The 26,113-nt window shown below is 72.3% G+C and carries 23 protein-coding genes and 1 pseudogene; 13 read left to right on the top strand and 11 right to left on the bottom strand.

What is annotated here, in order from left to right; genetic code table 11:
* Nucleotides 1-1,449 (bottom strand): FAD-linked oxidase C-terminal domain-containing protein, encoded by a 1,449-nt coding sequence (locus DMB66_RS15125; protein ID WP_125804714.1) that lies wholly within the window; start codon nt 1,447-1,449, stop codon nt 1-3.
* Between the two features lie 155 nt (nt 1,450-1,604).
* Here DMB66_RS15125 and DMB66_RS15120 point away from each other — a divergent pair, with 155 nt between their 5' ends.
* Complete coding sequence (locus DMB66_RS15120; protein ID WP_125804713.1) at nt 1,605-4,478, top strand: M36 family metallopeptidase; 2,874 nt, start codon at nt 1,605-1,607, stop codon at nt 4,476-4,478.
* A gap of 70 nt (nt 4,479-4,548) precedes the next feature.
* Here the strand turns inward: DMB66_RS15120 and DMB66_RS15115 are convergent, their stop codons facing one another.
* Nucleotides 4,549-5,487, bottom strand: coding sequence for a MarR family transcriptional regulator (locus tag DMB66_RS15115; protein ID WP_125804712.1), 939 nt, complete (start codon nt 5,485-5,487; stop codon nt 4,549-4,551).
* Between the two features lie 185 nt (nt 5,488-5,672).
* Between DMB66_RS15115 and DMB66_RS15110 the strand changes: the two genes are divergently transcribed.
* The 3 genes from DMB66_RS15110 to DMB66_RS15100 are packed head-to-tail and all read left to right on the top strand — an operon-like array spanning nt 5,673 to nt 7,517.
* The gene (locus DMB66_RS15110; RefSeq protein WP_125804711.1) at nt 5,673-5,930 is read left to right on the top strand and encodes a hypothetical protein; all 258 of its coding nucleotides are present in this window, start codon (nt 5,673-5,675) and stop codon (nt 5,928-5,930) included.
* Nucleotides 5,927-7,303 carry a serine hydrolase gene (locus DMB66_RS15105; protein WP_125804710.1) on the top strand — a complete coding sequence of 459 codons (1,377 nt, stop codon included), beginning with the start codon at nt 5,927-5,929 and terminating at the stop codon, nt 7,301-7,303. The genes DMB66_RS15110 and DMB66_RS15105 overlap by 4 nt, the downstream gene beginning before the upstream one ends.
* Before the next feature lie 31 nt (nt 7,304-7,334).
* Nucleotides 7,335-7,517: a hypothetical protein gene (locus tag DMB66_RS15100; RefSeq protein ID WP_199752366.1), complete on the top strand. Its 183-nt coding sequence runs from the start codon at nt 7,335-7,337 to the stop codon at nt 7,515-7,517.
* A 23-nt stretch (nt 7,518-7,540) separates the two neighbouring features.
* Here DMB66_RS15100 and sodN read toward each other — a convergent pair whose 3' ends face one another.
* Nucleotides 7,541-7,942 (bottom strand): superoxide dismutase, Ni, encoded by a 402-nt coding sequence (gene sodN / locus DMB66_RS15095; RefSeq protein ID WP_125804709.1) that lies wholly within the window; start codon nt 7,940-7,942, stop codon nt 7,541-7,543.
* A gap of 105 nt (nt 7,943-8,047) precedes the next feature.
* The gene (locus tag DMB66_RS15090; protein ID WP_125804708.1) at nt 8,048-8,311 is read right to left on the bottom strand and encodes a hypothetical protein; all 264 of its coding nucleotides are present in this window, start codon (nt 8,309-8,311) and stop codon (nt 8,048-8,050) included.
* Between the two features lie 118 nt (nt 8,312-8,429).
* Between DMB66_RS15090 and DMB66_RS15085 the strand changes: the two genes are divergently transcribed.
* Nucleotides 8,430-9,431, top strand: a complete 1,002-nt coding sequence (locus DMB66_RS15085; protein ID WP_125804707.1) for a 3-oxoacyl-ACP synthase III family protein — start codon at nt 8,430-8,432, stop codon at nt 9,429-9,431.
* Here the strand turns inward: DMB66_RS15085 and DMB66_RS15080 are convergent.
* The gene (locus DMB66_RS15080; RefSeq protein ID WP_233624572.1) at nt 9,428-10,582 is read right to left on the bottom strand and encodes a hypothetical protein; all 1,155 of its coding nucleotides are present in this window, start codon (nt 10,580-10,582) and stop codon (nt 9,428-9,430) included. The genes DMB66_RS15085 and DMB66_RS15080 overlap by 4 nt on opposite strands.
* Before the next feature lie 122 nt (nt 10,583-10,704).
* On the opposite strand from DMB66_RS15080, the gene DMB66_RS15075 reads away from it, so the two are divergent.
* Both DMB66_RS15075 and DMB66_RS15070 read left to right on the top strand, forming a co-directional pair.
* Nucleotides 10,705-11,061 carry a YciI family protein gene (locus tag DMB66_RS15075; RefSeq protein ID WP_125804750.1) on the top strand — a complete coding sequence of 119 codons (357 nt, stop codon included), beginning with the start codon at nt 10,705-10,707 and terminating at the stop codon, nt 11,059-11,061.
* Nucleotides 11,062-11,117: 56 nt separating this feature from the next.
* Nucleotides 11,118-12,275, top strand: a complete 1,158-nt coding sequence (locus DMB66_RS15070; RefSeq protein WP_199752364.1) for an RNA polymerase sigma factor — start codon at nt 11,118-11,120, stop codon at nt 12,273-12,275.
* 17 nt (nt 12,276-12,292) lie between these two features.
* Here DMB66_RS15070 and DMB66_RS15065 read toward each other — a convergent pair whose 3' ends face one another.
* The 3 genes from DMB66_RS15065 to DMB66_RS15055 all read right to left on the bottom strand — a co-directional run bounded on the left by DMB66_RS15065 (nt 12,293) and on the right by DMB66_RS15055 (nt 14,804).
* Nucleotides 12,293-13,534, bottom strand: coding sequence for an EAL and HDOD domain-containing protein (locus tag DMB66_RS15065; RefSeq protein ID WP_233624571.1), 1,242 nt, complete (start codon nt 13,532-13,534; stop codon nt 12,293-12,295).
* A 71-nt stretch (nt 13,535-13,605) separates the two neighbouring features.
* Complete coding sequence (locus DMB66_RS15060; RefSeq protein WP_125804706.1) at nt 13,606-14,445, bottom strand: class I SAM-dependent methyltransferase; 840 nt, start codon at nt 14,443-14,445, stop codon at nt 13,606-13,608.
* Nucleotides 14,442-14,804: a nuclear transport factor 2 family protein gene (locus DMB66_RS15055; protein WP_125804705.1), complete on the bottom strand. Its 363-nt coding sequence runs from the start codon at nt 14,802-14,804 to the stop codon at nt 14,442-14,444. Before DMB66_RS15055 ends, DMB66_RS15060 begins: the two co-directional genes overlap by 4 nt.
* A gap of 64 nt (nt 14,805-14,868) precedes the next feature.
* On the opposite strand from DMB66_RS15055, the gene DMB66_RS15050 reads away from it, so the two are divergent.
* On the top strand, nt 14,869-15,840 hold the full coding sequence (locus tag DMB66_RS15050) for a hypothetical protein (RefSeq protein WP_125804704.1): 972 nt from the start codon (nt 14,869-14,871) through the stop codon (nt 15,838-15,840).
* A gap of 76 nt (nt 15,841-15,916) precedes the next feature.
* On the opposite strand, the gene recQ is transcribed toward DMB66_RS15050, so the two are convergent.
* From recQ to DMB66_RS15035, 3 genes are all read right to left on the bottom strand, one after another.
* Nucleotides 15,917-17,755 (bottom strand): DNA helicase RecQ, encoded by a 1,839-nt coding sequence (gene recQ / locus DMB66_RS15045; protein ID WP_125804703.1) that lies wholly within the window; start codon nt 17,753-17,755, stop codon nt 15,917-15,919.
* Nucleotides 17,756-17,812: 57 nt separating this feature from the next.
* Nucleotides 17,813-19,486: a PHP domain-containing protein gene (locus DMB66_RS15040; protein ID WP_233624570.1), complete on the bottom strand. Its 1,674-nt coding sequence runs from the start codon at nt 19,484-19,486 to the stop codon at nt 17,813-17,815.
* Between the two features lie 175 nt (nt 19,487-19,661).
* Nucleotides 19,662-20,501, bottom strand: coding sequence for a VOC family protein (locus DMB66_RS15035; RefSeq protein WP_125804702.1), 840 nt, complete (start codon nt 20,499-20,501; stop codon nt 19,662-19,664).
* Nucleotides 20,502-20,584: 83 nt separating this feature from the next.
* On the opposite strand from DMB66_RS15035, the gene DMB66_RS15030 reads away from it, so the two are divergent.
* The 5 genes and pseudogenes from DMB66_RS15030 to DMB66_RS15010 form a co-directional block, all read left to right on the top strand.
* The gene (locus DMB66_RS15030; RefSeq protein ID WP_125804701.1) at nt 20,585-22,096 is read left to right on the top strand and encodes a carboxylesterase/lipase family protein; all 1,512 of its coding nucleotides are present in this window, start codon (nt 20,585-20,587) and stop codon (nt 22,094-22,096) included.
* 80 nt (nt 22,097-22,176) lie between these two features.
* A complete protein-coding gene (locus DMB66_RS15025) occupies nt 22,177-22,377 on the top strand; it encodes a hypothetical protein (protein WP_125804700.1) in 201 nt (66 codons plus the stop codon).
* A 169-nt stretch (nt 22,378-22,546) separates the two neighbouring features.
* Nucleotides 22,547-22,921: a hypothetical protein gene (locus tag DMB66_RS15020; protein ID WP_125804699.1), complete on the top strand. Its 375-nt coding sequence runs from the start codon at nt 22,547-22,549 to the stop codon at nt 22,919-22,921.
* A 2-nt stretch (nt 22,922-22,923) separates the two neighbouring features.
* Nucleotides 22,924-25,461 carry a caspase family protein gene (locus DMB66_RS15015; protein WP_158647245.1) on the top strand — a complete coding sequence of 846 codons (2,538 nt, stop codon included), beginning with the start codon at nt 22,924-22,926 and terminating at the stop codon, nt 25,459-25,461.
* A 153-nt stretch (nt 25,462-25,614) separates the two neighbouring features.
* Nucleotides 25,615-26,113: pseudogene (locus DMB66_RS15010) on the top strand (IS1380 family transposase); the annotation flags it as partial.

Raw genomic sequence — 26,113 nt, 5'->3', positions numbered from 1 at the left:
CTAGAACAACTCCGCGGGCATCGTTTCGCCGGCCTTGTGCCGGCGGGGCACCTCGCCGCAGAGCCGCGGCGTCGGGAAGATCTTGCCCGGATTGGCCAGCCCCGCCGGGTCGAACGCGCAGCGCAGCAGCTGCATCGTGTCGAGGTCGTCGTCGGTGAACATCCGCGGCATGAACCTCGCCTTGTCCATGCCCACCCCGTGCTCGCCGGTGATCGAGCCGCCGTGGGCGATGCACAGGTCGATGATCATGCCGGAGACCTCCTCGGCGTGCTCGGCCGCGCCCGGCACGGCGTCGTCGAAGAGCACCAGCGGGTGCAGGTTGCCGTCGCCGGCGTGGAAGACGTTGGCGACCCGGACGCCGTGCGCCCGGGCCACCTCGCCGATGCGGTGCAGCACCTCGGGCAGCGCCGTCCGCGGGATCACGCCGTCCTGCACGATGTAGTTCGGGCTGATCCGGCCGACGGCGGCGAACGCCGACTTGCGGCCCTTCCAGAACAGCGCCCGCTCGGCCGGGTCGGCCGCGGCCCGCAGCTCGAACGCGCCGTTGGCCTCGCACAGCGCGGTGACCTGGTCGAACTGCGCGTCCACCTCGGCGGCCGGCCCGTCCAGCTCGACGATCAGCACCGCACCGGCGCCGGCCGGATAGCCGCAGGCCACGGCCGCCTCGGCGGCCTCGATGGCGAGCGCGTCCATCATCTCGACCGCCGCCGGGACGACCCCGGCGGCGATGATCGCCGAGGTGGCGGCGCCGGCCAGGTCGGTGGTCGGGAAGGCGGCGAGCAGGGTACGCACGGACTCCGGCAGCCGGGTCAGCCGGACGGTGACCCGGGTCGCGATGCCCAGCGTCCCCTCCGATCCGACGAACGCGCCGAGCAGGTCGTAGCCGGGGGTGTCCGGCGCGCGCCCGCCCAGCTCGACCAGGTCGCCGTCGGGCGTGACCACCTCGACGCCGGTCACGTGGTTGGTGGTGAAGCCGTACTTGAGGCAGTGCGCGCCACCGGAATTCTCCGCCACGTTGCCGCCGATCGAGCAGATCTGCTGGCTCGACGGGTCGGGGGCGTAGTAGTAGCCGTGCGGCGTGGCAGCCTTCGTCACGTGCAGGTTGATCACGCCGGGCTCGACGACCGCGCGCTCGTCCTCCGGCGCGACCTCGACGATCGCGCGCATCTTCGACGTCACGATCAGCACGCCCTCGGCGTGCGGCAGGGCGCCGCCGGACAGCCCGGTGCCGGAGCCGCGGGCCACGAAGGGCACCCCGGCCTCGACGCAGGCGCGGACCGCGCCCGCGCACTCCGCGGCGTCCAGCGGGAGCACCACCAGGCCCGGGATGACCTTGAAGTGGGCCAGCCCGTCGCACTCGTAGGTGCGCAGCTGCTGCCGGTCGTTCACGATCCGGTCGGCGCCCAGCTCGGCGCGCAGCCGGGCGGCGAGTCCGTCAAGCATGGTCATCGGCGACCCCCCTGCCGACAACGTAACCTTCCCGCGGCGCGGCAGTCGAGAGTCGCCGTCATGGTTGAAACATTTCGTTCATCTATGAAAGTCAATGCGAGCGTAGTGTCTCGATCGGCTGGAGAGATCCTCCAGGCCGATCCCAGGAGGCATGCGTGCGTTTACGCAGACGGTCCGCCATCGCCGGAATCCTTGCCGCTACCACGATCATCGCCGCCGCGCCCATCGGCGCCACCGCGGCTCCCGCCGACCCGCAGCCGGCCACGGCCACGCCGCTGACCGGCGAGCACCTCGAGGACGAGTACGACTTCGTCGACAACCGCGGCGGCAGCGCCGCACCCACCGCCGGCCAGCGCTCACTGGTCCGCGACGACAACCTGGTCACCCGCTGGAACAAGCTCGGCACCCCGGCCTCGGTCACCCCGGCCAAGGGCCCGCTGGCCACCGGGGGCGAGGGTGACCCCGAGGCCGTGGCGCGCGGCTACCTCACCGACAGCGTGGGGCTGTTCGCCCTGCGGGCCGCCGCGGTCGACGATCTGGAGACGATCGCCCAGACCAAGGTCGGCAACGGCACCGTCGTGCTGCTGCGCCAGCGCTTCGGCGGCCTGCCCGCCGCCCACGACGGCCTGGTCGCCGTGGCGGTCAAGGGCGGCGACGTCCTGCGGGTCACCTCGTCGCTGAGCCCGCGGGCCGCCGCGCCGGAGCCCGCCACGCTCAAGCCGGACGCCGCGCTCGCCGCGGCGCTGGCGGACGCCGGCATCGCCCGCGACCAGCTCGCCGACTCCCGGGTCCGCCAGGTCGCCGTGCCGATGCCCGGCGCCGCCCCGCGCGCGGCCTACGAGGTCGTCGTGCTGTCCAAGGACGCCGAGCACCCGCTCGGATACACCACCTACGTGGACGCCCGCGACGGCGCGATCCTGATCCGGGAAAACCTGGTCAACTTCGCCGAGGACGACCCGCACTGGAAGGTCTTCCCGGGCACGCCGGCCGCGGCCGGCACCGACACCCGGCAGACCTGGTGCGCGACCACCGCGCCGGGCTGCGCCCGGCAGGTCCTGGACCCGGCCACCGGCAAGGCCTGGGACATCGACCCCGCCACCGGCACGCCCACCTTCACCACCAGCGGCAACTCCGCGGACTCGGTGCGCCTGTGGGGCGCCGGGTCGCCCGCGGTGCCCGCCGCGAGCAGGCCCGACCGCGAGTACGTCTACCCGTTCACCAACCAGTGGAACACCAGCAAGTGCGACCCGAACTCGCTGACCTCGCCCGAGCAGGCCGACGCCGACGCGGCCACCGCGAACCTGTTCGCCATGCACAACCGCATGCACGACTGGTCGTACAAGCTGGGCTTCACCGAGGCGACCTGGAACCTGCAGAAGACCAACACCCAGCCGTACGGCCTGGGCGCGGACGCCGAGCGGGGCAACGCCCAGCAGGGCGCGGCGACCGCGACCACGCGCAACAACGCCAACCAGGCGACCCCGCCGGACGGCATGCAGCCGGTCTCGAACATGTACATGTGGCAGCCGTTCGCCGGCAGCGCGTACCCGCCCTGCGTCGACGGCGACTACGACATGACGGTGATCGGGCACGAGTACACCCACGCGATCAGCAACCGGATGATCGCCGGCCCGGACAGCGGCATCAGCTCCAGCCAGGGCGGCGCGATGGGGGAGAGCTGGTCCGACCTCATGGCGATGGAGTACCTGTTCGAGAGCGGCTACACCCCGCGCGGCAGCACGCCGTACGTCACCGGCGCGTACGTCACCGGCGACCTGGGCACGGGCATCCGCAACTACGACATGAGCAACAGCCCGCTCAACTACTCGAACTACGGCTACGACCGGGGCGCGGCGGTGCACCCCGACGGTGAGATCTGGAGCGCCACGAACTTCGACGTCCGGCGCGCCTTCCTCGCCCGCTACGGCTCGGGCACCCGGGCCCTGCAGGAGAGCTGCGCGGCCGGCACCACGCCGGCGACCGCCTGCCCGGGCAACCGGCGCTGGGCGCAGCTGGTGTTCGACTCGTTCCTGCTCGCGGCGACCGGCTCGATCAGCATGCTGGACATGCGCGACAACATGATCACCGCCGACGCGCTGCGCTTCGACGGTGCCAACGCCGACCTGCTGTGGAACGCGTTCGCCGCCCGCGGCCTGGGCGCCGGCGCGGCCAGCGGCCCCTCGGACACCGACCCGGTGCCGAGCTTCGCGTCGCCGTACGTGGAGAACGTCGAGGTCACCTTCAAGGCGCTGGGCGAGGCGTCGGGCAAGCCGGTCCGGCTCTACGTCGGCGACTACGACTACGGCACGGTCCCGGTGGCCGACACCGACCCGGCCACCGACCTGCCGGCCACCGTCACGCTGGCGCCGGGCACGTACAAGTTCCTGGCGATCGGCGCGGGCTACGGCCACAAGCGGTTCACCCAGACCGTCTATCCGGGTGTCACCGCGACGGTCGGCGTGGTCATGCCGGCCAACCTGGCCTCGGCCGCTTCCGGCGCCACGATCACCGGTGACGGCACCAACCTGGGCCGGCTCACCGACGACGCCGAGGGCACGGCCTGGACCGCCACCGGCGGGGCGGCGGGCCGCCAGGTCACCGTCGACCTGCCGGCCACCGCCGCGAAGCTGGTCTCCCGGGTGCAGCTCAGCGCGTTCCCGGGCGCGGGCGGCACGACCGCGTCGATGTACAGCACGGTGCGCCGGTTCGAGATCCTCACCTGCAACGCGACCGCGGGTGCGGACTGCGCGACCGACGCCGGCTACCGGGTGGCCTACACCAGCCCGGCGAACGCCTTCGACACCGCGCAGTTCCGGCCGAAGGTGCCGAACCTGCTGATGAAGTCGTTCCCGGTGCGCCCGACCCTGGCGACCCACGTGAAGCTGCGGGTGCTGACCAACCAGTGCACCGGCAACCCGCTGTACGCGGGCGAGCAGGAGAACGACCCGCGGGCGGCCACCGACTGCGCGACCGTGGCACCCGCCGCGGCCAACGTGGTGGCGGCGGAGTTCGAGGTCTTCAGCAGCTGACCGACGGCTCCAACTGAACGGCGCCGGGGAGGCGCGCGGTGGCGGCCGCGCACCTCCCCGGCTCTGGCGGCTACCCCTCCACCGGGCGGAGGTCGAGCCCCTGGCGTTGCGCCGGGCTCAGCCGATCCGGTCGTGCGCTGAGGGCGTACGTCTCGGTGCCGATGGCCCGCAGGGCGAGGGGATCGGCGATGGCCGGCCGGCGTCGGACCGTGTCCAGGGCGGCGGTGGCACGCTGGAGGGGCCAGCCGAGCGCGGTGGCCAGCGCGCCCAGGGTGAGCGGCCGGCCGGCGTGCACCAGGGCGGCGAGCACGGTCAGCGCGTCGGGCGTGGCGGTCTCGGCGAGGGCGCTGCCGCCCATCTGCTCGCTGAGCCGGGCGAAGAACTGGCCCATCCGGCCGAGCCGGGCGCCGGCGGTGGACTCGGCGCCGAAGATCTCGATGCCCCGCTGGGCGGCGGTCGCGATCTCGCCGTGCGCGCCGGTGTCGGCCTGCCACGCCCGGAGCCAGACGTCGTCGTCGATGAGGTATCGCTCGCGACGCCTGCCGGGATCCGGTCGGCGCGCCACCAGCTCCATGGCTTCGAGCTGGCCGATGGACTTGGACACCGACGCCGGGCTGACCCGCAGCCGGCGCACCAGGTCGGCCGCCGTCAGCCCGCCGGCGTCCGCGGTGAGCAGGCAGACGAAGACCCGGGCGGTCATCCGGGGCAGGCCGGTCGCGGCCAGCAGCGTCGCGAACCGGTCCACGAAGGCGCGGGCCGCCTCGGTCGGCTGCCCGTCGCTCGCCGGTTCGGCGGGCCGCACCGGCTTGCGCCGGCGGGCCCGGTGGTCGGCGGCCTGCTGGGCGTGGTCGGGCAGGTAGCCGCCGGGCGCACCGCAGCGCGCCACCTCGCGGCTGATCGTGGACGTCGGCCGGCCCAGCCGCCGGCCGATCTCGGCATATCCGAGCCCGTCGGTCAGCCATTCCGCGATCTGCCGGCGGTCGTCGTGGGTGAGCCTGCCTCCCGGCACCGGTACGCCTCCGTTCTCGTGCGTTCAGTCACAGTACATTGCAACGGCCCGGCCGCGGTAGTTGCGTTCATTGACAATCCTGTTGCAACGATTGGTGCTCTGGCTCGTATATTGCGGGTTCATCGCGTTGACAGTGCATGAAACGCAACGTAGCTTTTTCTCATTCTGAAAGAGAGGAAGTAGCTATGCAGGTGCTGGCCGTATCGACCGTCTCGGATGGCGGCAAGTTCTGGAGTGGCCTGAAGAACGCACACGCCAGGCTCCCCCGGGGCGCCAAGTGGAAGCTGGCTGTCGCGAGCACGGACGGGGCCAAGGCGGTAAATGTCATCGCCCATGACTCCATCGACGGTGTCCGGGAATTCTTCGAGGCACACGCCGGCGCCTACGCCACGACGGAATACTTCGAAGCGGACGCGGCGAACGCGGTCGGTCTCCCGCGATGACGATCGACGTGCCGCGGATGCGGGCCCGGGTCGCCGAGCTCCTGGCGGCGTACGGCATTCCGAGCGCCGCGATCGGCGTGCTCCACGAGGGAGAGCTCACCGAGTTCGCGGTCGGCGTCAAGAACGTGGAAACGCGGGAGCCCGCGACGACGGACACCGTCTACCAGTGCGGTTCCATGACCAAGACGTGGACCGCGCTGGCCTTCCTGCAGCTCGTCGACGAGGGGAAGGTCGATCTGGACGAGCCGGTGCGGACCTACCTGCCCGGCTTCACGGTGGCCGACCCCGAGGCGAGCGCCGGGGTCACCCCTCGTCACCTGCTGCAGCACACCAACGGCATCGAGGAGGCCTACGGCGATCCCGGCGAGGGCGACGACGTCTATGCGCGCATGGTCGAGAACATCGCCGACGCGCCCCAGGTCTTCCCGCTGGGCCACACCCACGGTTACAGCGCGGCGCTGGGCTATGCCGTTCTCGCGCGGATCCTGGAGGTGCACGACGGCAAGCCCTGGGACGACGTCATTCGCCGGCGCCTCTTCGACCCCATGGGCCTGACCAGCACGAACAGCTGGCACGAGCAGGTGGACGAAACCCGGGCGGCGACCGGGCACCTGATCCGGTCCCTCGCGGAGGGACCCATTGTCACGCCGGTGGACCATCTGCCGCGCGCCTTCGGCCCCGGCGGCACCATCACCTCGACGATCGGTGAGGTGCTCGCGATGGCGCACGTCCTGCTCCACGAGGGCACGGCGCCGAGCGGAAAGCGCATCGTCTCGGCCGGAAGCATGGCGGAGATGACGCGTTCGCGGGTGCCCATCCCGGACCCGTACATGTTCGGGCCGGAATGGGCACTCGGCCTGATCGTGTGTGACTGGCACGGCGAAACCGTCTACGCGACCGACGGCAGCACGATCGGCCAGAACGCCCGGCTGCGGCTCCTGCCGGACTCCGACACCGCGATCGCGATGCTGACCAACGGCGGACCGCGGGAAAGCCTCTATCACCGGGTGTTCAACGAGATCCTGACCGAGCTCGGCACGGTCACCATCCCGGACCTGCCGGCACCGGACCCGGCGCTGCGGCTCGACCTGTCCCGATACGAAGGTGTCTACGAGCGCCCAGGCGCGCGGTACGAGGTGTCGGCCGAGGGTGGACGGCCGTACCTGACCCTGGTCCTCGACCCGATGCGGGCGGAGTTTCTCCAGCAACCGGATCGCCTCAGATATGAACTGCTCCCGGTCAGCGAGACGCATTTCCTGATGCCGCCGGCGGACTCGTCGCAGGACACCCAGACGGTCGCGATCTATGACTTCGCGGGCGGCGCCGCCCGTTATCTGCACACCAATTGCCGGGTGCACCCACGATCGGAGTGACCGCGGGTCCCCCGGCCACGGCTTCGCCGACATGCCGACCAGGACCGCTCCCGAGGCCCGGCGACGCGTCGTCCACCTGCTGATCCAGTCGTGCGAGACGCCCGCCCGCGGCCCCCGGCCCGCCTCGCCCGACCACGAGGCGCGCTACGAGGCCATGCTCCGCGGCATCCCGGCGGGCATCGCCGCCGCACCGCCACCGGACACGCGCCGCTGACCTAGATCATTTGCTCGCTCTCCTCAATGCTTGGTCTCCCAGAAGATCTTGGAGATCTCCTCGATCTTGCTGAGGAGCTGTTCCGCGACGGCCGGGTCCGCGGAGCCCTTCGCGCCGCCGGCGCCGGCCAGCTTGGTGGCCTCGTTGAAGAGTTGGTGCAGGTGCGGGTACTTCTCGAAGTGCGGTGCCTTGAAGTAGTCGGTCCACAGCACCCAGAGATGGTGCTTGACGAGCTCGGCCCGCTGCTCCTTGATGATCAGCGATCGGGTCCGGAACTCCGGATCGTCGCTCGCCTGGTACTTCTCGGCGATGGCCTTGAGCGACTCGGCCTCGATCCGGGCCTGCGCCGGGTCGTAGACGCCGCAGGGGAGATCGCAGTGAGCGCTCACGACGACGCGCGGGCGGAGAAGGCGTGGCAGGTGCATCAAATTCCTTCCGACAACGATGATGAGGTGACGAACGTCCTGGCGCGGTGGATCACCGATCCACGCCGAGACGCTAAAACCTCAACCGCACTTCATGTCAACGGCCTACGGGATGGGGCGGCGCATCGAGTAGGTGACCCCGTGCAGGCGGTGCGGCTCGTTGATCACGTGGATCGCCGCCCGGTCGTACGACTGCCAGCCCGCCGCGCCCGCGCGGTTGAGGTGTCGCAGGTCGTCGAAGCGTTCGTCGGTGCCCCAGCGCAGCGTCCCGCCCGGGTGATAGAACGTGGCGGTCCAGTCCATGAACTTGTCCGCACCGAAGGTGCCCGCGGCACGGTACTCGAGCCGTGCGTACTCCCAATTCGTCACAGTCACGATTATCGCTATTGATCGTCGGCCCGCACGCCGCCAGCCCGGTGCTCCGCGCGGAAATCCCGATCGGCCGCCGATCCTCAAGCGGGGCGGCCCGCCGCCGATAAGCGGGGACATGCAACCGGTAGCGCGAGTCGGCATCCTGGGTACAGGTTCCTACCTGCCCGAGCACGAGGTCACGAACGAGGCACTGGTGGAACGGGTGACCGACACCACGCCCGAGTGGATCTCCCGGAAGACCCTGATCGAGGCCCGCCGCTTCGCGGCCCCCGACGAGGCGACCTCCGACCTGGCCACCAAGGCCGCGGTCGAGGCCCTGGCCCGCGCCGGCATCGCCGCCGACCGGGCCGACTATCTGATCGTGTCGACGTCGACCCCCGACTCGCCGCAGCCGCCCACCTCCTCGCTGGTCCAGCACGCCATCGGCGCGCACCGGGCGGCGGCGTTCGACATCAACGTGGTCTGCGCCGGCTTCGTCTTCGGCCTCGCGCTGGCCGACGGCCTCGTCGCCGCCCGGCCGGACGCGGTCGTCCTGGTCGTGGCGGCCGACGTGTACTCGCGGATCCTGGACTTCGACGACCGGCGCTCCGCCATCCTGTTCGGCGACGGTGCCGGGGCGGCCGTGGTCGGCGCGGTTCCCCACCCGTACGGGCTCATGGACGTGGAACTCGTCAGCCGCGGCGACGCGCACGAGCTGATCCACATCAAGGCCGGTGGCAGCCGGCTGCCCGCATCCGCCGAGACGGTCGCGGACGGTGACCACTTCTTCCGGATGAACGGCCGCGGCGTCCGCGACTTCGTGCTGGCCGGCGTGCCTCCGGTCCTGGCCGACCTGCTCAAGCGTGCCGGTGTCACGGCCGAGGACGTCCACCACTTCGTGCCGCACCAGGCCAACGGCGTGATGGTCGGCGAACTGGTCGAGGCGGCCGGCCTGCTCGGCGCCCGTACCCATCTGGTCCTGGACCGTTATGGCAACACCGGCAGCGCGTCCGCGGCCATCGCGCTCGACGTGGCCGCGCGCGCCGGCGACCTGCACGACGGCGAGCTCGTCCTGCTCGCCGGCTTCGGCGGCGGCATGTCGGTGGGCGCGGCCCTGCTGCGCTGGTACGCCCGTTAGCGGCTGATCTTCGCGCCGAGGAAGAAGATGCCGGGATACGTCTCGAAGCCGGCGCTGCGGTTGGCGCGCAGCGTCGAGCCGCCGATCGTGAGGGTGCCGGTGCGGTCGTTGCTGACGAAGAAGATCGCGCCGCCACCCTCGTTCGCATTGTTGTCCCGGATCACGGTGCCCTTGACCGTCACGGCGAAGTCGTCGCCGTCGGTGTAGATCGCGCCACCCGAGCCGCCGCCCGGCGTGCCGCCGCGGGCCGGGTTGGCGCCCCGGCCGATCGCCTTGTTGCCGGTGAACACGCTGTTGAGCACGGTCCACGAGACGCCGATGCTGCTCAGCGCGCCACCGTTCGAGCAGCGCCCGCCGGTGAAGGTGCTGTGCACCACGTACACCGGCCGGTTCTGCGACTGCGACAGCACGCGGATCGCCGCGCCGCCGAGGTCCGGGCCCGTACCGTCGCAGCGGTTGCCGGTGAAGCGTGAGTTGACCACCTTCAGCCGGCCGCCGCGCACGAAGATCGCGCCCCCGCCGCCGCCCTCGGCGGTCTCGCCGCTCGCGTCCCCGCCGGTGAACGTCAGGTTCTGCACGGTCAGCCGGGGAGTCGGCTGATCCTGGCAGTGTGACGTGGTGAAGCGCTGCGCCTTGTCGCACGTGTTCTGGTAGAGGATGCGGCGCTGGCCGCCGCCGCTGAGCGTCACCCGGCCGCCGCCGTCGAGCACGACGTCGGGGCCGTGGTCGTTGCGGACCTTGGCGGTGGCCTTCATGGCGATCGTGACCGGGGCCGGCCCGCAGTCGAAGGTGATCACCCCGCCCGCCGCGACGGCCGCGACCACCGCCGCCGATGTGCAGCTCGCGGGCGTGCCCTTGCCGATGACCCGGTCCGGCTCGCGGGTGTCCGCCGCCTTGGCCTCCGCCGGCACCGCGGCGGCGCCGTCGGGGTTGCCGGGGCTCGGCAGCGCCCGCGGCCGCTGCGAAGGGCTGGGGGCCGTGCTCGCACTCGGTCGGGAGCTCGGGACCGGCGCGCGGGTGGCTACGGTCGGCGCGGACGGCGAAGCGGTCGGAGCGGGAGCGACGAACGTCGGCGGCGGGGGATCGGCGGCGCAGCCGGACAGCGCCAGGGCGCAGGTCACGGTCAGCGAGACAGCGAGCGGGGAACGCACCGCACGATGGTAGGTGTCAGCATGGGTTTCGGGAACAGCCGAGCGGGTTGTCGATTCCGGACCGGCTCGTTCGTCGCAGTGGTGATCGGGCCCGCCCGGGCCCCGCGCGAAGGACGTGTGACATGGCGAAGTACCTGGTGCTCATCTACGGCGACGAGAAGGAATGGGCGAATACCGGGCCCGAGGAGCGGGCGCGCACCGAGGCGGGCCACCGGCGGTTCGCCGCGGCGGCCGGCGCGGCGGTGGTGGGCGGGCACGAGCTGATGCCGCCGGCCACGGCGACCACCCTGCGGCAGGGCACGGCGGAGCGGCCCACGGTCACCGACGGCCCGTTCCTGGAGACCAAGGAGGTGCTCGGCGGCTTCTACGTGCTGGAGGCGGCCGACCTCGACGCGGCGATCGCCCTGGCCGGCCTGCTGCCGGAGGTGGCCGTGAGCCACAGCGGGGTGGAGATCCGGCCGATCCGGGAGATGAGCTGATCCCGGACGGCGTCCGCGAGGCGGTCGCGGAGGCGCATCGTCGCGAGTGGGCCCGGGTGCTCGCCGCGACGGTGCGCGTCACCCGCGATCTCGACCTGGCCGAGGAGTGCACGCAGGACGCCTACACCCACGCGCTGAGCACCTGGGCCACCGGCGGGATCCCGGAGCGGCCCGGCGCCTGGCTCACCACCGTCGCCCGCAACCGGGCGCTGGACGCGTTGCGGCGCGCGTCCGTGCTGCGCCGCACCCTGCCGCTGCTGGTGATGGACGAGCCGGCCGCCGGGCCGGCCGAGGACGACCTGCTGCGGCTGATCTTCACCTGCTGCCACCCGGCGCTGGCGGCCGACGCGCGGGTGGCGCTGACCCTGCGGCTGCTGTGCGGGCTGTCCACGGCCGAGGTGGCCCGCGCGTTCCTGGTCCCGCACGCCACCATGGCGGCCCGGATCACCCGCGCCAAGAAGAAGATCGCCGCGGCCCGGATCCCGTACCGGGTGCCGGGCCCGGGTGAGCTGGGCGAGCGGGTGGAGGCCGTGCTGGAGGTGCTGCACCTGGTCTTCAGCACCGGGCACACCGCGCCGATCGGGGCGGTGCTGGCGCGCCGCGACCTGGTGCACGCGGCCCTGGATCTGGCCCGGACGCTGCACCGGCTGCTGCCCGGGCACGCCGGGGCCACCGGCCTGCTGGCGCTGCTGCTGCTCACCGACGCGCGGCGCGACACCCGGGTCGGCGCCGGCGGGCGGCTGGTGCTGCTCGCCGAGCAGGACCGCAGCCGGTGGGACCGCGGCCAGATCGCCGAGGGCGCGGCCCTGCTGGCCGAGGCGCTGCGGGCCGGACCGCCCTCCCGGTACGCGGTGCAGGCCGCCATCGCCGCCGTCCACGCCGAGGCGCCGACCTGGGCGGACACGGACTTCACCGAGATCGTCGGACTCTACGACGTGCTGCGTGAGCTGTGGCCGTCGCCGGTCGTGGAGCTGAACCGGGCGGTCGCGCTCGGGGAGCGGGACGGCCCGCAGGCCGGGCTGGACGCGCTGACGCCGCTGCTGGCGGAGCCCGCGCTGGCCACGTACGGCTACCTCAGCGCGGCCCGCGCCGACTTCCTGCGCCGGCTGGGCCGCCGGGGCGAGGCAGCCGTGGCGTACGAGGAGGCGCTGACGCTGACCGACAACGACGTCGAGCGGGCCTTCCTGACCGCCCGGCTCGGCGAGGTCCGGTAGGCGCCCGCCCGCGGCGGTCAGGCGGCGGTCTGCGCGGCCTGGACGGCCCTCCGGGACCAGCGCATCGCGTCCATCACGGTGCCGGTGAGGTCGTCGCCGATGTAGGCCTCGGCCACCTCCGCGAGGTCGCCGCGCTCGTAGGCGTTCACCACCCGCAGCACCTGGCCCAGCGGCCCGGTGCCCCGTTCCAGGGCGCTCGCGATGTCGGTGCTCAGCGGCAACTGGTGTGCCATGGCGGCGGGGGACAGGCCCAGCATGGCGGCCACGGAGGTGATCAACCCGGCCATGAACGCCGCGTCGGAGGCCGCGCCGAACGCGGTGGCGATGTTCTCGCAGAGCCGGGCCCGGGTCAGCGCGTCGGCCAGCTGGACCTCGGTCGCCTCGGCGACGTCGTCGACGACCATGAGCATGGCCCACTGCCGGATGTGCGGGACCCCGAGCATGACGACGGCCTGCCGTACCGAGGAGATCTTGGTGGTGGCGCCGACCGCCGCCGAGTTGCTGGCCCGCAGCACCCGGATGGTCAGCGCCGGGTCGCCGGCGATGATCGTCAGGATCCGCTCGAGGTCGGCGTCGGTCGCGCTGAGCGCGCCGAGCAGCTCCAGCCGGCGCAGCCGCGACGGGGTCAGCGCCGTGGCGGTGAGGACCTGCGGGCGGCTCAGCACGTACCCCTGGCGCAGCTCGAAGCCGTAGCGGTTGCTCAGCGCCAGGTGCCCAGGGGTTTCCAGGCCCTCGGCGACGATCTGGATGTCAGGATATTCCCGGCAGGCCGCGACGATCTGGTCCAGGTGGGTGAGATCGCCCTGCAGCAGGTCGAGCTTGACGTACGAGGCCAGCGGCAGCAGCCGCTCGTGGCCCGAGCCGTAGACGAAGTCGTCCAGCGCGATCCGGTAGCCCTGTGCCGCCAGGGCGGTGACCCCGGCGACGACCTCGTCGTCGACCGCGACGGTCTCCAGCACCTCCAGCACCACGTGCTCCGGGCCGAACGGCAGCACCAGCTCGCCCGTCAGGAACTCGCGGGTCAGGTTGATGAAGCAGGTCCGGTCGCCGACGACCTCCTCGATGCCGAACTCGGTGAAGGTGTTGACGATGACCTGGCTGGTCGCGTAGGTGTCGCGGCGGCCGGCGTCGACGGCGTCCATGCTGCCGCGGAACAGCAGCTCGTAGGCGACGACGTCGCCGGTCCGGTCGAAGATGGGCTGCCGGCCGACGTGCACGAGCTGTGTGCCCGGCAGCGGGAACGGCACCGTTGGGTTCACGGCCTGATTGATCGGCTGTTCCCGCGGCGGTCTGAGGTTTCCGGTGCTCCTATCGCTGGTTTCCGGCGTTCCTATCGCTGTAGTTCGGCGAGCAGGGCGTAGAAGAGCGGGACCCGTGGCGCCGGGGCCGGCAGCCGCCACCACCCGTCCGGCGTCTGCTCCATGCCGGCCCAGCGCGGCCAGGGCAGCTCGTCGCTCTCCCGCAGCGACCGCACGGTCAACCCCGCGGCGCTCACCGCGGTGATCACCTCGCCCAGCCCGTGCGCCCATTCGTAGCTGGTGGTGGCCTCCCGCAGGGCCGGGCCGTCGGTGTAGGTGCGGGTGGCGTCCCGCTCGACCGGCCCGCCGCCGCCGATCAGGTCGTGCCGCAGCTCGAGCCCCTCGTCCGCCGCGCCCACCAGGCCGAGCGACTGGAGCACGGGATGGAACTCGACCACGTAGGCCCGCCCGCCGGGGCGCAGCAGCCGGGTCAGCACCCCGGCCCAGCGGTCCAGGTCCGGCAGGTAACAGAGCGAACCCTTGCCGGTGTAGATCACGTCGAAGCGGCGCCCGCCGAGCGCCTCGACCGCGTCGTAGACGTTCGCCCGCACGTACTCGATCTCCACCCCGGCGGCCGCGGCGATCTCCCGCGCCGCGCCGACCGCGGCCCCGGAGAGATCAAGACCGGTCACGGTACGGGCACCGCGGCGCGCGAAGGCGACGGTCTCGGTGCCCAGGTGCGACTGCAGGTGCAGCACGTCACGGCCGGTCAGGTCGCCCAGGTCGGTCCACTCGTAGCCGGCGAACCAGCTCTGCGGGTCCCGCCGGCCGACGTCGTAGAAGCGGCTGGCCAGGTGGATCGGGGTGCGCTCGTCCCAGTTGGCCTCGATGACGGCCATCAGCCGCCGGGTCTCGGCGTCGAGGCCGGTCATCGGAGGGTGTTCTGGTCGTGCAGCAGCAGCCACCGTTCCCCGTCGCGTGCGAACACCAGGGTGAGCAGGTAGCTCAGCTCGTACGGCCGGCCCTCGCCGTCCAGGTCGTGGTAGTCGGCCGCGAAGATCGCGATCCCGGTGTCGCCGGCGGTCGCGGTGCGCCGCAGGTCCAGCTCCCAGCTCCAGTCCGGGTCGCCGAACCACTCCCGGTGGAACGTGGCGAGCTCGTCGTGGCCGGACAGCAGCGTGCCGTTCGGCATGATCAGGCTGACCTCCGGGTGCACGGTCGCGAGGTAGCCGTCCACGTCCCGGCGGCCGATCGCGGCCAGGTGCTGATTGACTGCGTCGAGGAAATCCATGGGCGAATCATGGCAGCGGCGATCCGGACAGCGGGACCAATTTCGGTGTGGCAGGATCCGGCCCGTGCCCCCTCGCCGGATCCTGCCCTTGGTCTTCGCCGGCGCGGCGGCGGTGTCGGTGCTGACCACCTTCGCCGATCTCGACGGCGGGGTGCCGGATGCCGCGGGCGCGATCGCGCTGCTGGCGGCCGCGGCATATGTCGCGCTGCTCGTCCGCCGGCCGGTGGCCCGCCGGGCGCTGAGCGCGGGGATCGTGGTGCTGGCGGCTGTCCCGGTGGTGAGCCGGGCCGTCGTCGACGACGTGTCGCCGCTGGACGTGAGCCGCCGCGCAGGCCTCGACGACGTGTCGCCGCTGGACGTGAGCCGTGCCGGCCTCGACGCGATCCTCTCGCAGCGGGCGGACGCGCTCCACGCCGGCACGGTGCTGCTGCTGATCGCCGCCGCGGCGCTCGTGCTGGGCGTGGCGGCGCTGCCGCAGTTCCGGCGGCCGGTGTGGCTGACCGCGCTGGCCGGCCTGGTGGCGCTGGGACCGGTCGCGGCCGTGGCGCATGCTGCCGCCGGGGCGCAGCGCGACCCGTTCCTGTCGAACCGGGAGGCGGCGGTGCTGATCTGGCACTTCGCGCCGGGGTTCGCGGCCACGGTGCTGGCCGGGCTGGCGCTGGTGCTGGCGGTGTCGCGGGCGGACCGCTGGTTCCTGCTGCCGGCCGGCGCCCTGCTGCTGCAGGTCACGACGGCGGACCGGGCGGAGGACGCGGCCGGCGCGTGGTGGTCGTTCGGCGGCGGGGGTTTCGAGACCAGCTCGGCGTTCCTGGAGCCGGGCCTGCGGATCGACGTGTCCTTCGCCGCCGTTGCCGCCCCCGACTGGCACCTCGACGCGGCCACGGCGACGGCTGCTCTGCTGCTGGCCTCGGCGCTGCTCGCGGCCGGCGCCGTCCGCACCGCGGGCACCGACGCCATGGTCGGCCCGCCGGGCGAACCACCGGCGGCCGGCCCGGATTGGCCGGGCGCCGGCCCGGACCGGCCCCAGGACGCGTAGCCGGCCGGCCTGAAAGCCGGGCCAAGGTGCGCCGCAGGTCGTCGCCGGCGCGGCCCAGCCGCTGGTCCGGGCTGCCTCATGCTTCCTGCAGCGCCGCCAGCACCTGGTCGCCGAATTTCTCCAGCTTGCTCTGGCCTACCCCGCTCACCGTGGACAGCTCCGCCAGGCTGCCCGGCCGCTGGGTGGCGATCTGTCGCAGCGTGGCGTCGTGGAAGACCACGTACGCCGGCACCCCGGCCTCCTTGGCCGCCGCCGCCCGCCAGGCCCGCAGGCGCTCGAACACCGGCGCCGCCTCGGCCGGCAGGTCCGCCGCCGGCGCCGCCTTGCTCGTGCGCGCCTTCGGCGCCCGGCCGGTGCGTTCCGGCTCGCGGCGCATCATGACCTGGCGTTCCTTGCGCAGCACGCTGCCGCTCTCGTCGGTCAGCACCAGCGTGCCGTAGTCGCCCTCCACCGCGAGCAGGCCCTGGGCCAGCAACTGCCGGACGACGCCGCGCCACTCGACGTCGCGCAGCTCCGCGCCGATGCCGAAGACGCTCAGCTCGTGGTGGCGGAACTGGGTGACCTTCTCGGTGGTCTTGCCCAGCAGGATGTCGATGGACTGGCCGGCGCCGAACTTCTGGCCGCGCTCGCGCTGCAGCCGCAGCACCGTGGAGAGCAGCTTCTGCGCCGGCACCGTGCCGTCCCAGGACTCGGGCGGGCTCAGGCAGGTGTCGCAGTTGCCGCAGGCCTCCGCCCCGCGCTGGCCGAAGTAGGCCAGCAGCCGGCCGCGCCGGCACTCCACCGTCTCGCAGAGCGCGAGCATGGCGTCGAGGTGCGCGGCCAGGTTGCGCCGGTGCGCGAAGTCGCCCTCGGACGTCTCGATCATCTTGCGCTGCTGCACCACGTCCTGCAGCCCGTACGCCAGCCAGGCCGTGGACGGCAGGCCGTCGCGCCCGGCGCGACCGGTCTCCTGGTAGTAGCCCTCGACCGACTTGGGCAGGTCGAGGTGGGCGACGAAGCGCACGTCGGGCTTGTCGATGCCCATGCCGAACGCGATTGTCGCCACCATGACCAGCCCGTCCTCGCGCAAGAACCGGGACTGGTTGGCCGCGCGGGTGCGCGAGTCGAGACCGGCGTGGTACGGCAGCGCCGCGATGCCGTTCTGCACCAGGAACTCGGCTGTCTTGTCCACCGAGGCCCGCGACAGGCAGTAGACGATGCCGGCGTCGCCGGGGTGCTCGGTGCGCAGCAGGTCGAGCAGCTGCCGGCGGGGCTCGTTCTTGGCGACGATGCGGTATTGGATGTTGGGGCGGTCGAAGCTGGCGGTGAAGTGCCGGGCGCCGGTCAGGTCGAGGCGCTCGGCGATCTCGGCGTGGGTGGCGGAGGTGGCCGTGGCGGTCAGCGCGATGCGCGGCACGTCGGGCCACTGCTCGTGCAGCATCGATAGGTTGAGATAGTCGGGACGGAAGTCGTGGCCCCACTGCGACACGCAGTGCGCCTCGTCGATGGCGAAGAGCGCGATCCGGCCGCGGTCCAGCAGGCGCTGGGTGGACGGGACGCCGAGCCCTTCCGGCGCGACATAGAGCAGGTCGAGCTCGCCGGCGACGAAGGCCTGCTCGACCCGCCGGCGCTCGTTGACGTCCTGCGTCGAGTTGAGAAAGCCGGCCCGCACGCCGAGGGTGCGCAGCGCGTCGACCTGGTCCTGCATCAAGGCGATGAGCGGGGAGATCACCACGGCGACGCCGTCGCGCACGAGCGCCGGGATCTGGTAGCACAGCGACTTGCCGCCGCCGGTCGGCATCAGCACCAGGGCGTCACCGCCGGCCACGACGTGCTCGATGATCTCGCGCTGCTCACCGCGGAAGGCGGCATAGCCGAAGACCCTGTTGAGCACGTCGGTGGCGGCGGACCGGGAGATCTCGGGGGCGGAAGTCACCCCGCGATAGTAGTGACTTCTCCCGGGGCCGGCCCGGACCCGGTGGACAACGGGCCGTCAGGAGACATCCACGAAGATCGGGTTCGTGTAGAGCCAGGTGTCCAGCCACGGGTCGCCGTCCCCCGGCGGATGGGCCAGCGGGCCGTGCGGGTCGATCCGCCGGCCGAGCTGGCCCGGGCCGTTGCGGCGCCCGTCCGCGCCACGGATCCGCAGGTAGGAGGACTCCCGGGCGGTCAGCGTGAACCGCAGGGTGTACCGGCCGGCCCGCCGGGAGACGTCGGCGGTGTCGATCACCCGGGTGTCCGGCGCCCGCCACGCGTCCCGGTCGCGGGCGGGACCGCGCACGGCGCCCCGGATGACGTCGAGGTACGCCAGTCGTGGCACGATCCCGTGCAGGTTCGGCCGCGTCGCGGTGGTCACCGTGACCGTCAGGGTCAGCCGCTCGCCGCGCCGTGCCCGCAGCCGTCCGCCCAGGGTGGCCGCCCGCCCGCCGGACGTGCTCAGCCGGACGTCGATGCCGTCGACCAACTGGCCGTGGTCGACCCAGACCCGGCCCCGCCGCAGCCCCTCCATCACCTGGCGGTAGCCGTACCCGGTCACGCCCACGTGCGTACGGCTGAACTGGCCCGGCCAGAAGTCGCTGCCCGGCTGCGGCGAGCCGGCCTCGACCGGGTCGGGCACCCTGCCGGTGGTGTCGAAGCTCGCCCCGGGCGCCCAGTCGCCGTTGCGCAGGGTGTCGAAGACGGTCCGGTGGCTGTCGGAGTTGCTGGTGACCGTGAAGAGCCGGCCCTCGGCGAGCAGCGCGTCCCACAGGCCGCCGACGGTGGCGGTCATCCAGTCGAAGCCGCCGTAGGTCACGTACGCCGCCGGGGGATAGCCGGGCCAGGACTGCGCGGAGGGCTTGTTCTCGTACTCGCCGCGGACGCTGGTGGCCCCGCGCAGGCCCGGCACGGCCGCACCCTGCGCGCCGGGAGCACCCTCCATGCCGATCATGATCCCGGGGGCCGCGTCGCGCCACGCGCGCAACTCGTGCGGCGAGTCGATGCCCAGCCGCGACGGGTGGTTGGCCAGCACCAGCGTCTCGGCCGGCCGGGAGGCCAGCCACTTCAGCGCCGCCACGGCCAGCGCCTCGTCGGCGGAGGCGAGCAGCTTGCCGTCGAAGGCCCGCTCGAAGTCGCGCAGCAGGGACACCTCGCCGGGTCCGGGAGCGGTGAAGACCGTGGCGTGTTCCGCGCCCGGGATGTACCACTCCAGCCCCTGGAAGATCAGCAACCGGGGGTTCTCCGCCCGCGCGGCGGGGATGTCGGTGTGCTCCAGCTCGGCGCCGACCCGGTCGTGGCCGAGGTTGCTGTGCTCGGTGCAGACCATCCAGTCGAGACCGAACTGCGCCGCCCGCCGGGCGGTCTGCGCGACGGTGTACTTCGCGTCGTGGCTGTACACGGTGTGCACATGGTGATCGCCGACGAGGTAGACCAGCTCCGGATCGGACGCCGGGGTGGCCGACGCGGCCTCGGCGGGTCCCAGCGCGGCGGCCGCGGCGAAACCGGCGCCGAACAGGCCCGCGCGGCGCAGCATGCCGCGCCGGCTCAGGCCCTGCCGGTCCAGCTGCTGATCAGGTACGGCGGGGTCGGCCCACTCGGGCATCGCGCTGATGGCCATCGCCTCCGCCGGCGCTCCGGCGATGACATTCGTCGGGCGCGGAGTTGATGATTCGCTCGCAAGCTCGTTCATGCCGGGTGACGCTAGGCAGCGCGGAAGGCGGCCGGCCGACATCGAGATGACCGGGACGCGAACGGGTGATCGTGAGCAGCCGGCCTGTGGGCGTGCCCGAGTGCAGGTCATGGACGCCCGCGCGCCAATTTGCTGCCAGGCATCCCTCGGATCAGCTCCCGGAGGGAGGCGCGGTCTACCAGGTGCCGTCGGGCGGGGTGAACTGGCTGACCGTGAACTCGGCGCCCTGGGGGTCGCGCACCAGCGCGTCCCTGGTCCACATGGTGTCGGAGGACCTGACGATGGTGGCGCCGAGGCGCTCCGCGGTGGCGGCACTGTCGTCGCGGTCGGCCACGGTGAAGGTGACGTGCCAGTGGGGTGTCTCGCCGGCGCCGATCACGACCAGGCCGCCGATCACGTCGGCGAATCCGGCCGGCGCCGAGGCCTGCCGTTCGTGGATGCCGGGGTCGACGGTGGCGGCGAGGTGGTCGCCGTACCCGGGCACCTGCAGCATCGTTCCGGCGCCCTGGCCGAGGTCGGCGGCCCGCCAGCCGAACAACGGCTGGTAGAAGGCCATCGCGGCGTCCCGGTCGGCGGTGTGCAGGTCGCTGAAGTTCCACGCCCCGGGCAAGTTCGCGCGCTGGGCGCCCGGCCGCCGGCCGGCCTGCCAGAGCCGGAACTCCGCACCGGACGGGTCGCTGCAGGTGGCGGCGCGACCGGCCGGGCCGGCGTCCTGCGGCGCCGCGATCACGGTCCCCCCGTGGGTCGTGACGGCGGCCGCCGTGGCGTCGGCGTCGTCGACGGCGACGTAGGTGTTCCACCTGGCCGCGGCGCCGGCCGGGGCCGGCGCGAGGGCAGCGACGTCCTGCTCGTCGAGGGTGGCGACGAGGTACGACCCGGGTGCGCCGGGCGGCATCGCCTCGGTCAGCCGCCAGCCGAACAGCCCGGTGTAGAACAGGCGGGCGGCCTCGATGTCCGGCTGCTCGGTGTCGATCCAGGACGTGACACCGTGCGGATAGGTGCGCTGCTGGCCCATTCGGCCAGCCTAACTGTCCGCCATCGGAAACATCGACGTCACTGTATTGACACGGGACCGTGACCGGGAGTGGGCTGATCCACATGCGACTCGTTCCCGCGCTGATCGGCGCCGCCCTTGCCGTCACGGTCGTCCTGCCCGGGGCGGCCGCCGCCCAGGGCCGCGGCGGGCCTGTGGTCCGGACCGACCGCGGCGCCGTGCAGGGCGTGCGCGCGCCGGGAGTGGAGAGCTTCCTGGGCATCCGGTACGCGGCCCCGCCCGTCGGCGGCCTGCGCTGGCGGCCACCGCAACCGGCCGCCGCCTGGCCCGGCACCGCCCCGGCCACCGCGTACGGCGCCCGCTGCGCCGCCGCGGCCAGCACCAACGGCGCGCGCACCGAGGCCGAGGACTGCCTGTTCGTCAACGTGCAGCGCCCCACCGGCCTGCGCAAGGGTGAGCGCCGCCCGGTCTACGTCTTCATCCACGGCGGCGGCCTGACCAACGGCAGCTCGAACCAGGCCGACATGGCCGCCATGGTGCGTGCCACCGGCGTGCTCGGCGTGTCCTTCAACTACCGCCTCGGCGTGCTCGGCTTCCTCGGGCTGCCGGGCCTGACCGCCGAGGCCGGCGAGTCCGGCAACTACGGCTTCCAGGATCAGCAGGCCGCGCTGCGGTGGATCAAGCGCAACGTCGCGGCGTTCGGCGGCGACCCCGCCCGGGTCACCGTCGGCGGTGAGTCGGCCGGCGGCTGGTCGGTGTGCGGGCACCTCGTCGCACCCGGCTCCGGGGGACTGCTCAACCAGGCGATGATCCAGAGCGGATCGTGCCTGACCCGTACGCAGCCGGCGGCCGAGGCCGCCGGTACGGCGCTCGCCACGGCGGTGGGCTGCACGAACGTGGCGTGTCTGCGGAACACCTCGGTGGCCCGGCTGATCGACGCGCCGTCGAGCGGCTTCGCACTGGTCCGCGGCACGCTCACGCTGCCGGCCGATCCGGCGGTGGCGGTCGCGAACGGCGACTTCGCCCGGGTGCCGGTGGTGATCGGCGCCAACCGCGACGAGGGCCGGACCTTCGCGCAGGGGTTCATCGGCGCGGCCCGCGAGCAGTACGAGGCCTGGGTGGCGCAGAACGGCGGCGCGCCCGTGCTCGCCCGCTACCCGTGGCCCGCCACCGCCGACCGGTTCACCGCCGCGTACCTGGTCGGCGCGATCATGACCGACGCGGGCCTGATCGCCGGCATCGGCGGCTGCCCGCAGCGCGCGCTCAGCCACGACTTCGCCCGCTGGACCCGGACCTGGTCGTATGAGTTCGGCCACCGCACCGGCCCGGGGCTGACCCCGATCCCCGGCTACGTCTGGGGCGCCGGGCACGCGGCGGAGTTGGCGTACCTGTTCCCGAGCTTCGACAACGGCACGCCGATCGCGCCGACCTTCGACCGCGCCGAGCGCCGGCTGGCCCGCGACATGAAACAGGCCTGGGGCGCCTTCGCCCGCACCGGCTCGCCTGGCTGGTCCGCCCGCGGCGTGCTGTCCCTGCGCGCCGGCGGCCAGAGCCGGCTCATCAGCGACGCGAGCCTGGCCGCCGAGCACCAGTGCGAATTCTGGGACGCCCGTTAGGGGCTACTGTCAGTAATTGGGCGAAGACGGCCGAGGCGTCGTCACATCACGTGCCAGCCGGTCACGGTGCGTGGATCAAGATGCGTCCGACGTCAAGCCCGGACCCGTTCGGTGCGCCGCGGATAGACGTGGTCGGGCAGGCGGCGATCGCCGTCGGCGTCGCGGGACCGTGGACCTTGGCTGGGCGTTGGGCGGCACACCGCCTGCGCCAGGCATCGGTGCTGGTAGAAAGCGGATCCGCGAGCCCGGTGTCCGGTGAACTGGGCACCGGGCGGCGCTGAGCGTGCCGGTGTCCGCGTCCGCGCCGTCCATCCCCGGAATGGGTGACGGCCTACCGATCAGTAGTCATCGGAATTAATGAACGGGTGCAAATTCGCGACACAAGGCTTGCAAGGTTGGTCACGGCGGGTGATGGTGTCGCGTGCCTTTCAGTGACTACGGGGAGTGTTCATGCACCGGTCCGGCTGCCTTGTGATCACCGTATCGACCGTCGGACACGGTGACACGCTGAGCCAACTGCATGGTGACCTGCGGCGCGCCGGGATCGCCGCCGAGCCGGCTGCCGCATCGACGCCGCCGGGCGCGAAGAGCGGCGTCGGTACGGTGACTTCGCTGGTGCTCAGCGGGTTGATCTCGGCGGCCGGCCTGCGGACACTGAGTCAGGTGCTGCTCGCCTCCGTGCGACGTGCGGAGAAGCGGCGTATCGAGATTCGTCGCGGTGACGAGGTTTTCATTCTTGAGGCCGGGTCGGCGCGCGACGGCCACGTCGCGCTGGAAGCGTGGCTGCGCCGGACGGATTCCGCCGCCGAGATCGACGAAGCCTGACCGTGGGTCGCTATGCCCTGCTCGTGGCGGCCAGCGATTACGAGGACCCGTACTTCGCGCAGCTGAGGTCGCCGGCCCAAGATGTCCGTGGGCTGGCCGCTCTACTGCGGGATCCGATGATCGGCGGCTTCGACGTCACCGTGCTGGAGAATGCGCCCGACCACCAGATCCGCCGGGCACTGGAGGATCTCGTGGCCGAGCGCCAGAGCGATGACCTCGTGCTGGTCTACTTCTCCTGCCATGGCCTGCAGGACATTCACGGGCGACTGCACTTCGCCACCACCAGGACCCGGTTCGCTCGCCCGGCGAGCACCGCTGTCCCGGCCGCGTTCGTCTCCGATCAGCTCGAGCACACGGTCGCCGGCGGCCGGCTGCTGTTGCTTGACTGCTGTTACAGCGGGGCGTTCGCGCGCGGCTTCGCCAAGAGTTCGCCGCGGCCGCTGGATGGTGAGATCGGCGGCTCGCGCGGCTACGTCTGCCTGACGGCCTGCAACGAGTATGAGCTCGCCTACGAGGGTGACCACGTGGTGCTCGACCGGCCGACGCCGTCGCACTTCACCGAGGCGGTCATCGAGGGCCTGCGGACCGGCGCGGCGGACCTGGACGGCGACGGCTGGGTCGAGACCGGGGAGTTGTACAGATACGCGTACGACAAGGTCCGGTGTGCCGGACGGCAGACACCGTCCTACTTCGCAACCGGTCTGCAGAAGGAGATCCGCGTCGCGCGGGTTCCCGGCAAGGCGGGAAACGGCATACCGGTTGCGATCGCCGCCACGAGGGTGACCCGCACGCCGTACTTCTTCGCCCCACGATTCCCGCCCTTCCACTTCGCTCGGGAGAACCGCGCGACTCCCACCGCGCTCGCCGAGGCGATGGCCGGCCGGCCGGAGGCAGCCGCGGACCTGTTCGTCTCCGAAGAGGAACGCTGCGCGCTCTACGACTGGATCGATCACGACGTCGGCGACCGCAACCTGGAGCGCAGCATTCTGCGTAAGCCTCCGCGCGATCACGCGGCGGCTGAGGCCGCGGCGGCCATCTTCATCGCCACGTTCGCGCCGCATCTCCACGCCGCGTTCCGCGGCTGGCGGGCGAACGCTGCCGGCCTGGCTGCCATCGCCACCGCCGCCGTCGACGGCCACCCGGATGCCGCCCGCATCGTGGCCGACATCCACCACCACAACGTGTTGCGCACGCTCTCCCGCCACGACTGCTCGGACCTGGGACACCCCTGCGGTCCCGGCAATGCCTGCGGCGTGCTGCTGGCCGCCGCCTCGCGATGGGACGACGTGCTGCCGTCGGCGCGGGCCGCGATCGACGAGGTGCCGGCTGCGGCCCGCCCCACAGAGGAGGCGATCGCCGCTCAGTTGCTGCTCATGATTCTCGACCCCGTGGGACGGGAGTTGCCGCCGCATCGGGACATGCCGCCCTGGTGGCTACGCCTGGTGCTGGACGCGCGTGTCACGGCGGACGGCGGCGATGCGCGTCTCGGTCCGCTTGCCGTGGCGGCACTGACCTGCAAAGCCGCCATCGCCGAACGAGACGAGGCCCGGCTGGCGTTGCTGGCGAGCGCGGGCCAGGACGAGGCCCGGTCGACGGCGCCGCACACCGCACCGGCCAAGCGGCAGGACCGACGACGCCGTCGAAGGCGCCAGCGCCGCTGGTTGCTCCTTGCCGCGGCGACCCTGGTGACGTCCGGCATCGTCGGGACATCGGCCACCCGGACCTGGACGAATCCGGGCTTCTCGCCGGAGGCCTACAGCATCGACGGCACTTACCTCGGGATCGACCTTCTGGTCGGCCTGCTGCTGCTGACCCCGGCAACCATCATGATCATCGCCGTGCGCCAGTTCTGGCGACGGCGCTGGCTCGACGGCGGCAGCGGCACGGTGGTCGCCTTCCTGGTGATCGGGATCGTCGCCGCCAGCCTGCCCCTCATCCGCGGCCGCTGGGACGGCCACGCGCTGCAACGGCTCACCTCGTACGCGAAAGCGCATGGTGTGCTGCTCGACAGCCAATACCGACCGATTCTGTCGGGGTGCGCGACAGACAAGCTCCAAGGCGTATCGGTGGTGGTGCTGGTCTGGACAAAGCAGACAGCGGACAGCTGCCGAGCGGCGGACGTCTACGTGAACGGGCTCCCCACCGGCCGGCTGGAGTTGCCGGACGGATCCGTCCGTAAGACCGATGACTGGTGGATCACCGAGGACAGCGCCCTCGTCACCGCCGTGATTCCGCTGTGGCGACCCGCCTCGCAATCGTGGCAGTTGATCGGCCTCTCGGTGCGGGCGCCGAACCTCGCCTTGTGGACCGTGAGCGTCCGACCCAACCTGGCGGGCACAGCCCAGCTCAAGGCGATCCACCGGAACGATCTGCTGTTCCTGGAGGCGGAGTCGGGGGTGTACATCGTGGACATGCACACCGGCCGCGAGAGAGCGGCCCAGGGCTGCCCCAAGGGTCAGCCGTTCGATGGGCTCGGACCCGTCTCGCCCCACAACGTCGGCATTCTCTGTGGCAAAGACGTCATCAGCGTCTCTGGCTGAGCTTAGCCTCGATCCACCGATGAATGTTGATGGGTGGCGGCGTGCCGATATAGAAAGTGCCCTCTGAACTGGGAGGATAGGAGTTACGACGCTTCTATTCCACCGGTTCGAGAGGGCACCTCGCAGGTGAGATTACGCCAAGACACGCCAGTCGTGCGCGCAACGTTCGACGATCCGAATCTCGTGTCGTGCGCCGGGCTCGTGCCGGTGATGCGCCTGGCCGATCAGGTCGGCCTGCACGACGCGGTCGCCGGCCGGGTCCGGCTGCCGACGGACAAAGGGTCGAACCCCGCGGGCAAGCTCGCCACGATCGTCGCGGCGATGCTCGCCGGCGCGGACAGCATCGACGACCTCGACATCGCCCGACACGGTGGCATGCGGTCGCTGTTCACCAGCGTGTACGCGCCCTCGACGCTCGGATCGTTCCTGCGCACGTTCACCCACGGCCACGTGCGGCAGTTGCAGGCCGCCGCCCGCGACACCTTGATCGGCCTGGCCGGCCGGGTGCCGCTACTGGACGGCGCCGACACGCTGTGCTTTGTGGACATCGACTCGATGCTGCGCCGCGTCTACGGCAAACAGAAACAGGSCATCGGGTTCGCCACGCCAAGGTCGGCGGCTACAACGTCTACCTACGCGGATACAACCCGCT

This window comes from Actinoplanes sp. ATCC 53533, from assembly GCF_003947245.1.
Note: the sequence above shows the minus strand (reverse complement) of the source record. Positions and strands in the feature narration are given on the sequence as shown.

Coding starts and splice junctions, on each gene's coding strand:
- sodN (WP_125804709.1), bottom strand. CDS start 7,942: ATGCACCTGCCACGCCTTCTCCGCCCGCGCGTCGTCGTGAGCGCTCAC.
- DMB66_RS15035 (WP_125804702.1), bottom strand. CDS start 20,501: ATGGGCCAGCAGCGCACCTATCCGCACGGTGTCACGTCCTGGATCGAC.
- DMB66_RS15055 (WP_125804705.1), bottom strand. CDS start 14,804: ATGGATTTCCTCGACGCAGTCAATCAGCACCTGGCCGCGATCGGCCGC.
- DMB66_RS15125 (WP_125804714.1), bottom strand. CDS start 1,449: ATGACCATGCTTGACGGACTCGCCGCCCGGCTGCGCGCCGAGCTGGGC.
- DMB66_RS15030 (WP_125804701.1), top strand. CDS start 20,585: ATGCGACTCGTTCCCGCGCTGATCGGCGCCGCCCTTGCCGTCACGGTC.
- DMB66_RS15025 (WP_125804700.1), top strand. CDS start 22,177: ATGCGTCCGACGTCAAGCCCGGACCCGTTCGGTGCGCCGCGGATAGAC.
- DMB66_RS15060 (WP_125804706.1), bottom strand. CDS start 14,445: ATGACCGGCCTCGACGCCGAGACCCGGCGGCTGATGGCCGTCATCGAG.
- DMB66_RS15110 (WP_125804711.1), top strand. CDS start 5,673: ATGCAGGTGCTGGCCGTATCGACCGTCTCGGATGGCGGCAAGTTCTGG.
- DMB66_RS15085 (WP_125804707.1), top strand. CDS start 8,430: ATGCAACCGGTAGCGCGAGTCGGCATCCTGGGTACAGGTTCCTACCTG.
- DMB66_RS15105 (WP_125804710.1), top strand. CDS start 5,927: ATGACGATCGACGTGCCGCGGATGCGGGCCCGGGTCGCCGAGCTCCTG.
- DMB66_RS15040 (WP_233624570.1), bottom strand. CDS start 19,486: ATGAACGAGCTTGCGAGCGAATCATCAACTCCGCGCCCGACGAATGTC.
- DMB66_RS15075 (WP_125804750.1), top strand. CDS start 10,705: ATGGCGAAGTACCTGGTGCTCATCTACGGCGACGAGAAGGAATGGGCG.
- DMB66_RS15020 (WP_125804699.1), top strand. CDS start 22,547: ATGCACCGGTCCGGCTGCCTTGTGATCACCGTATCGACCGTCGGACAC.
- DMB66_RS15100 (WP_199752366.1), top strand. CDS start 7,335: ATGCCGACCAGGACCGCTCCCGAGGCCCGGCGACGCGTCGTCCACCTG.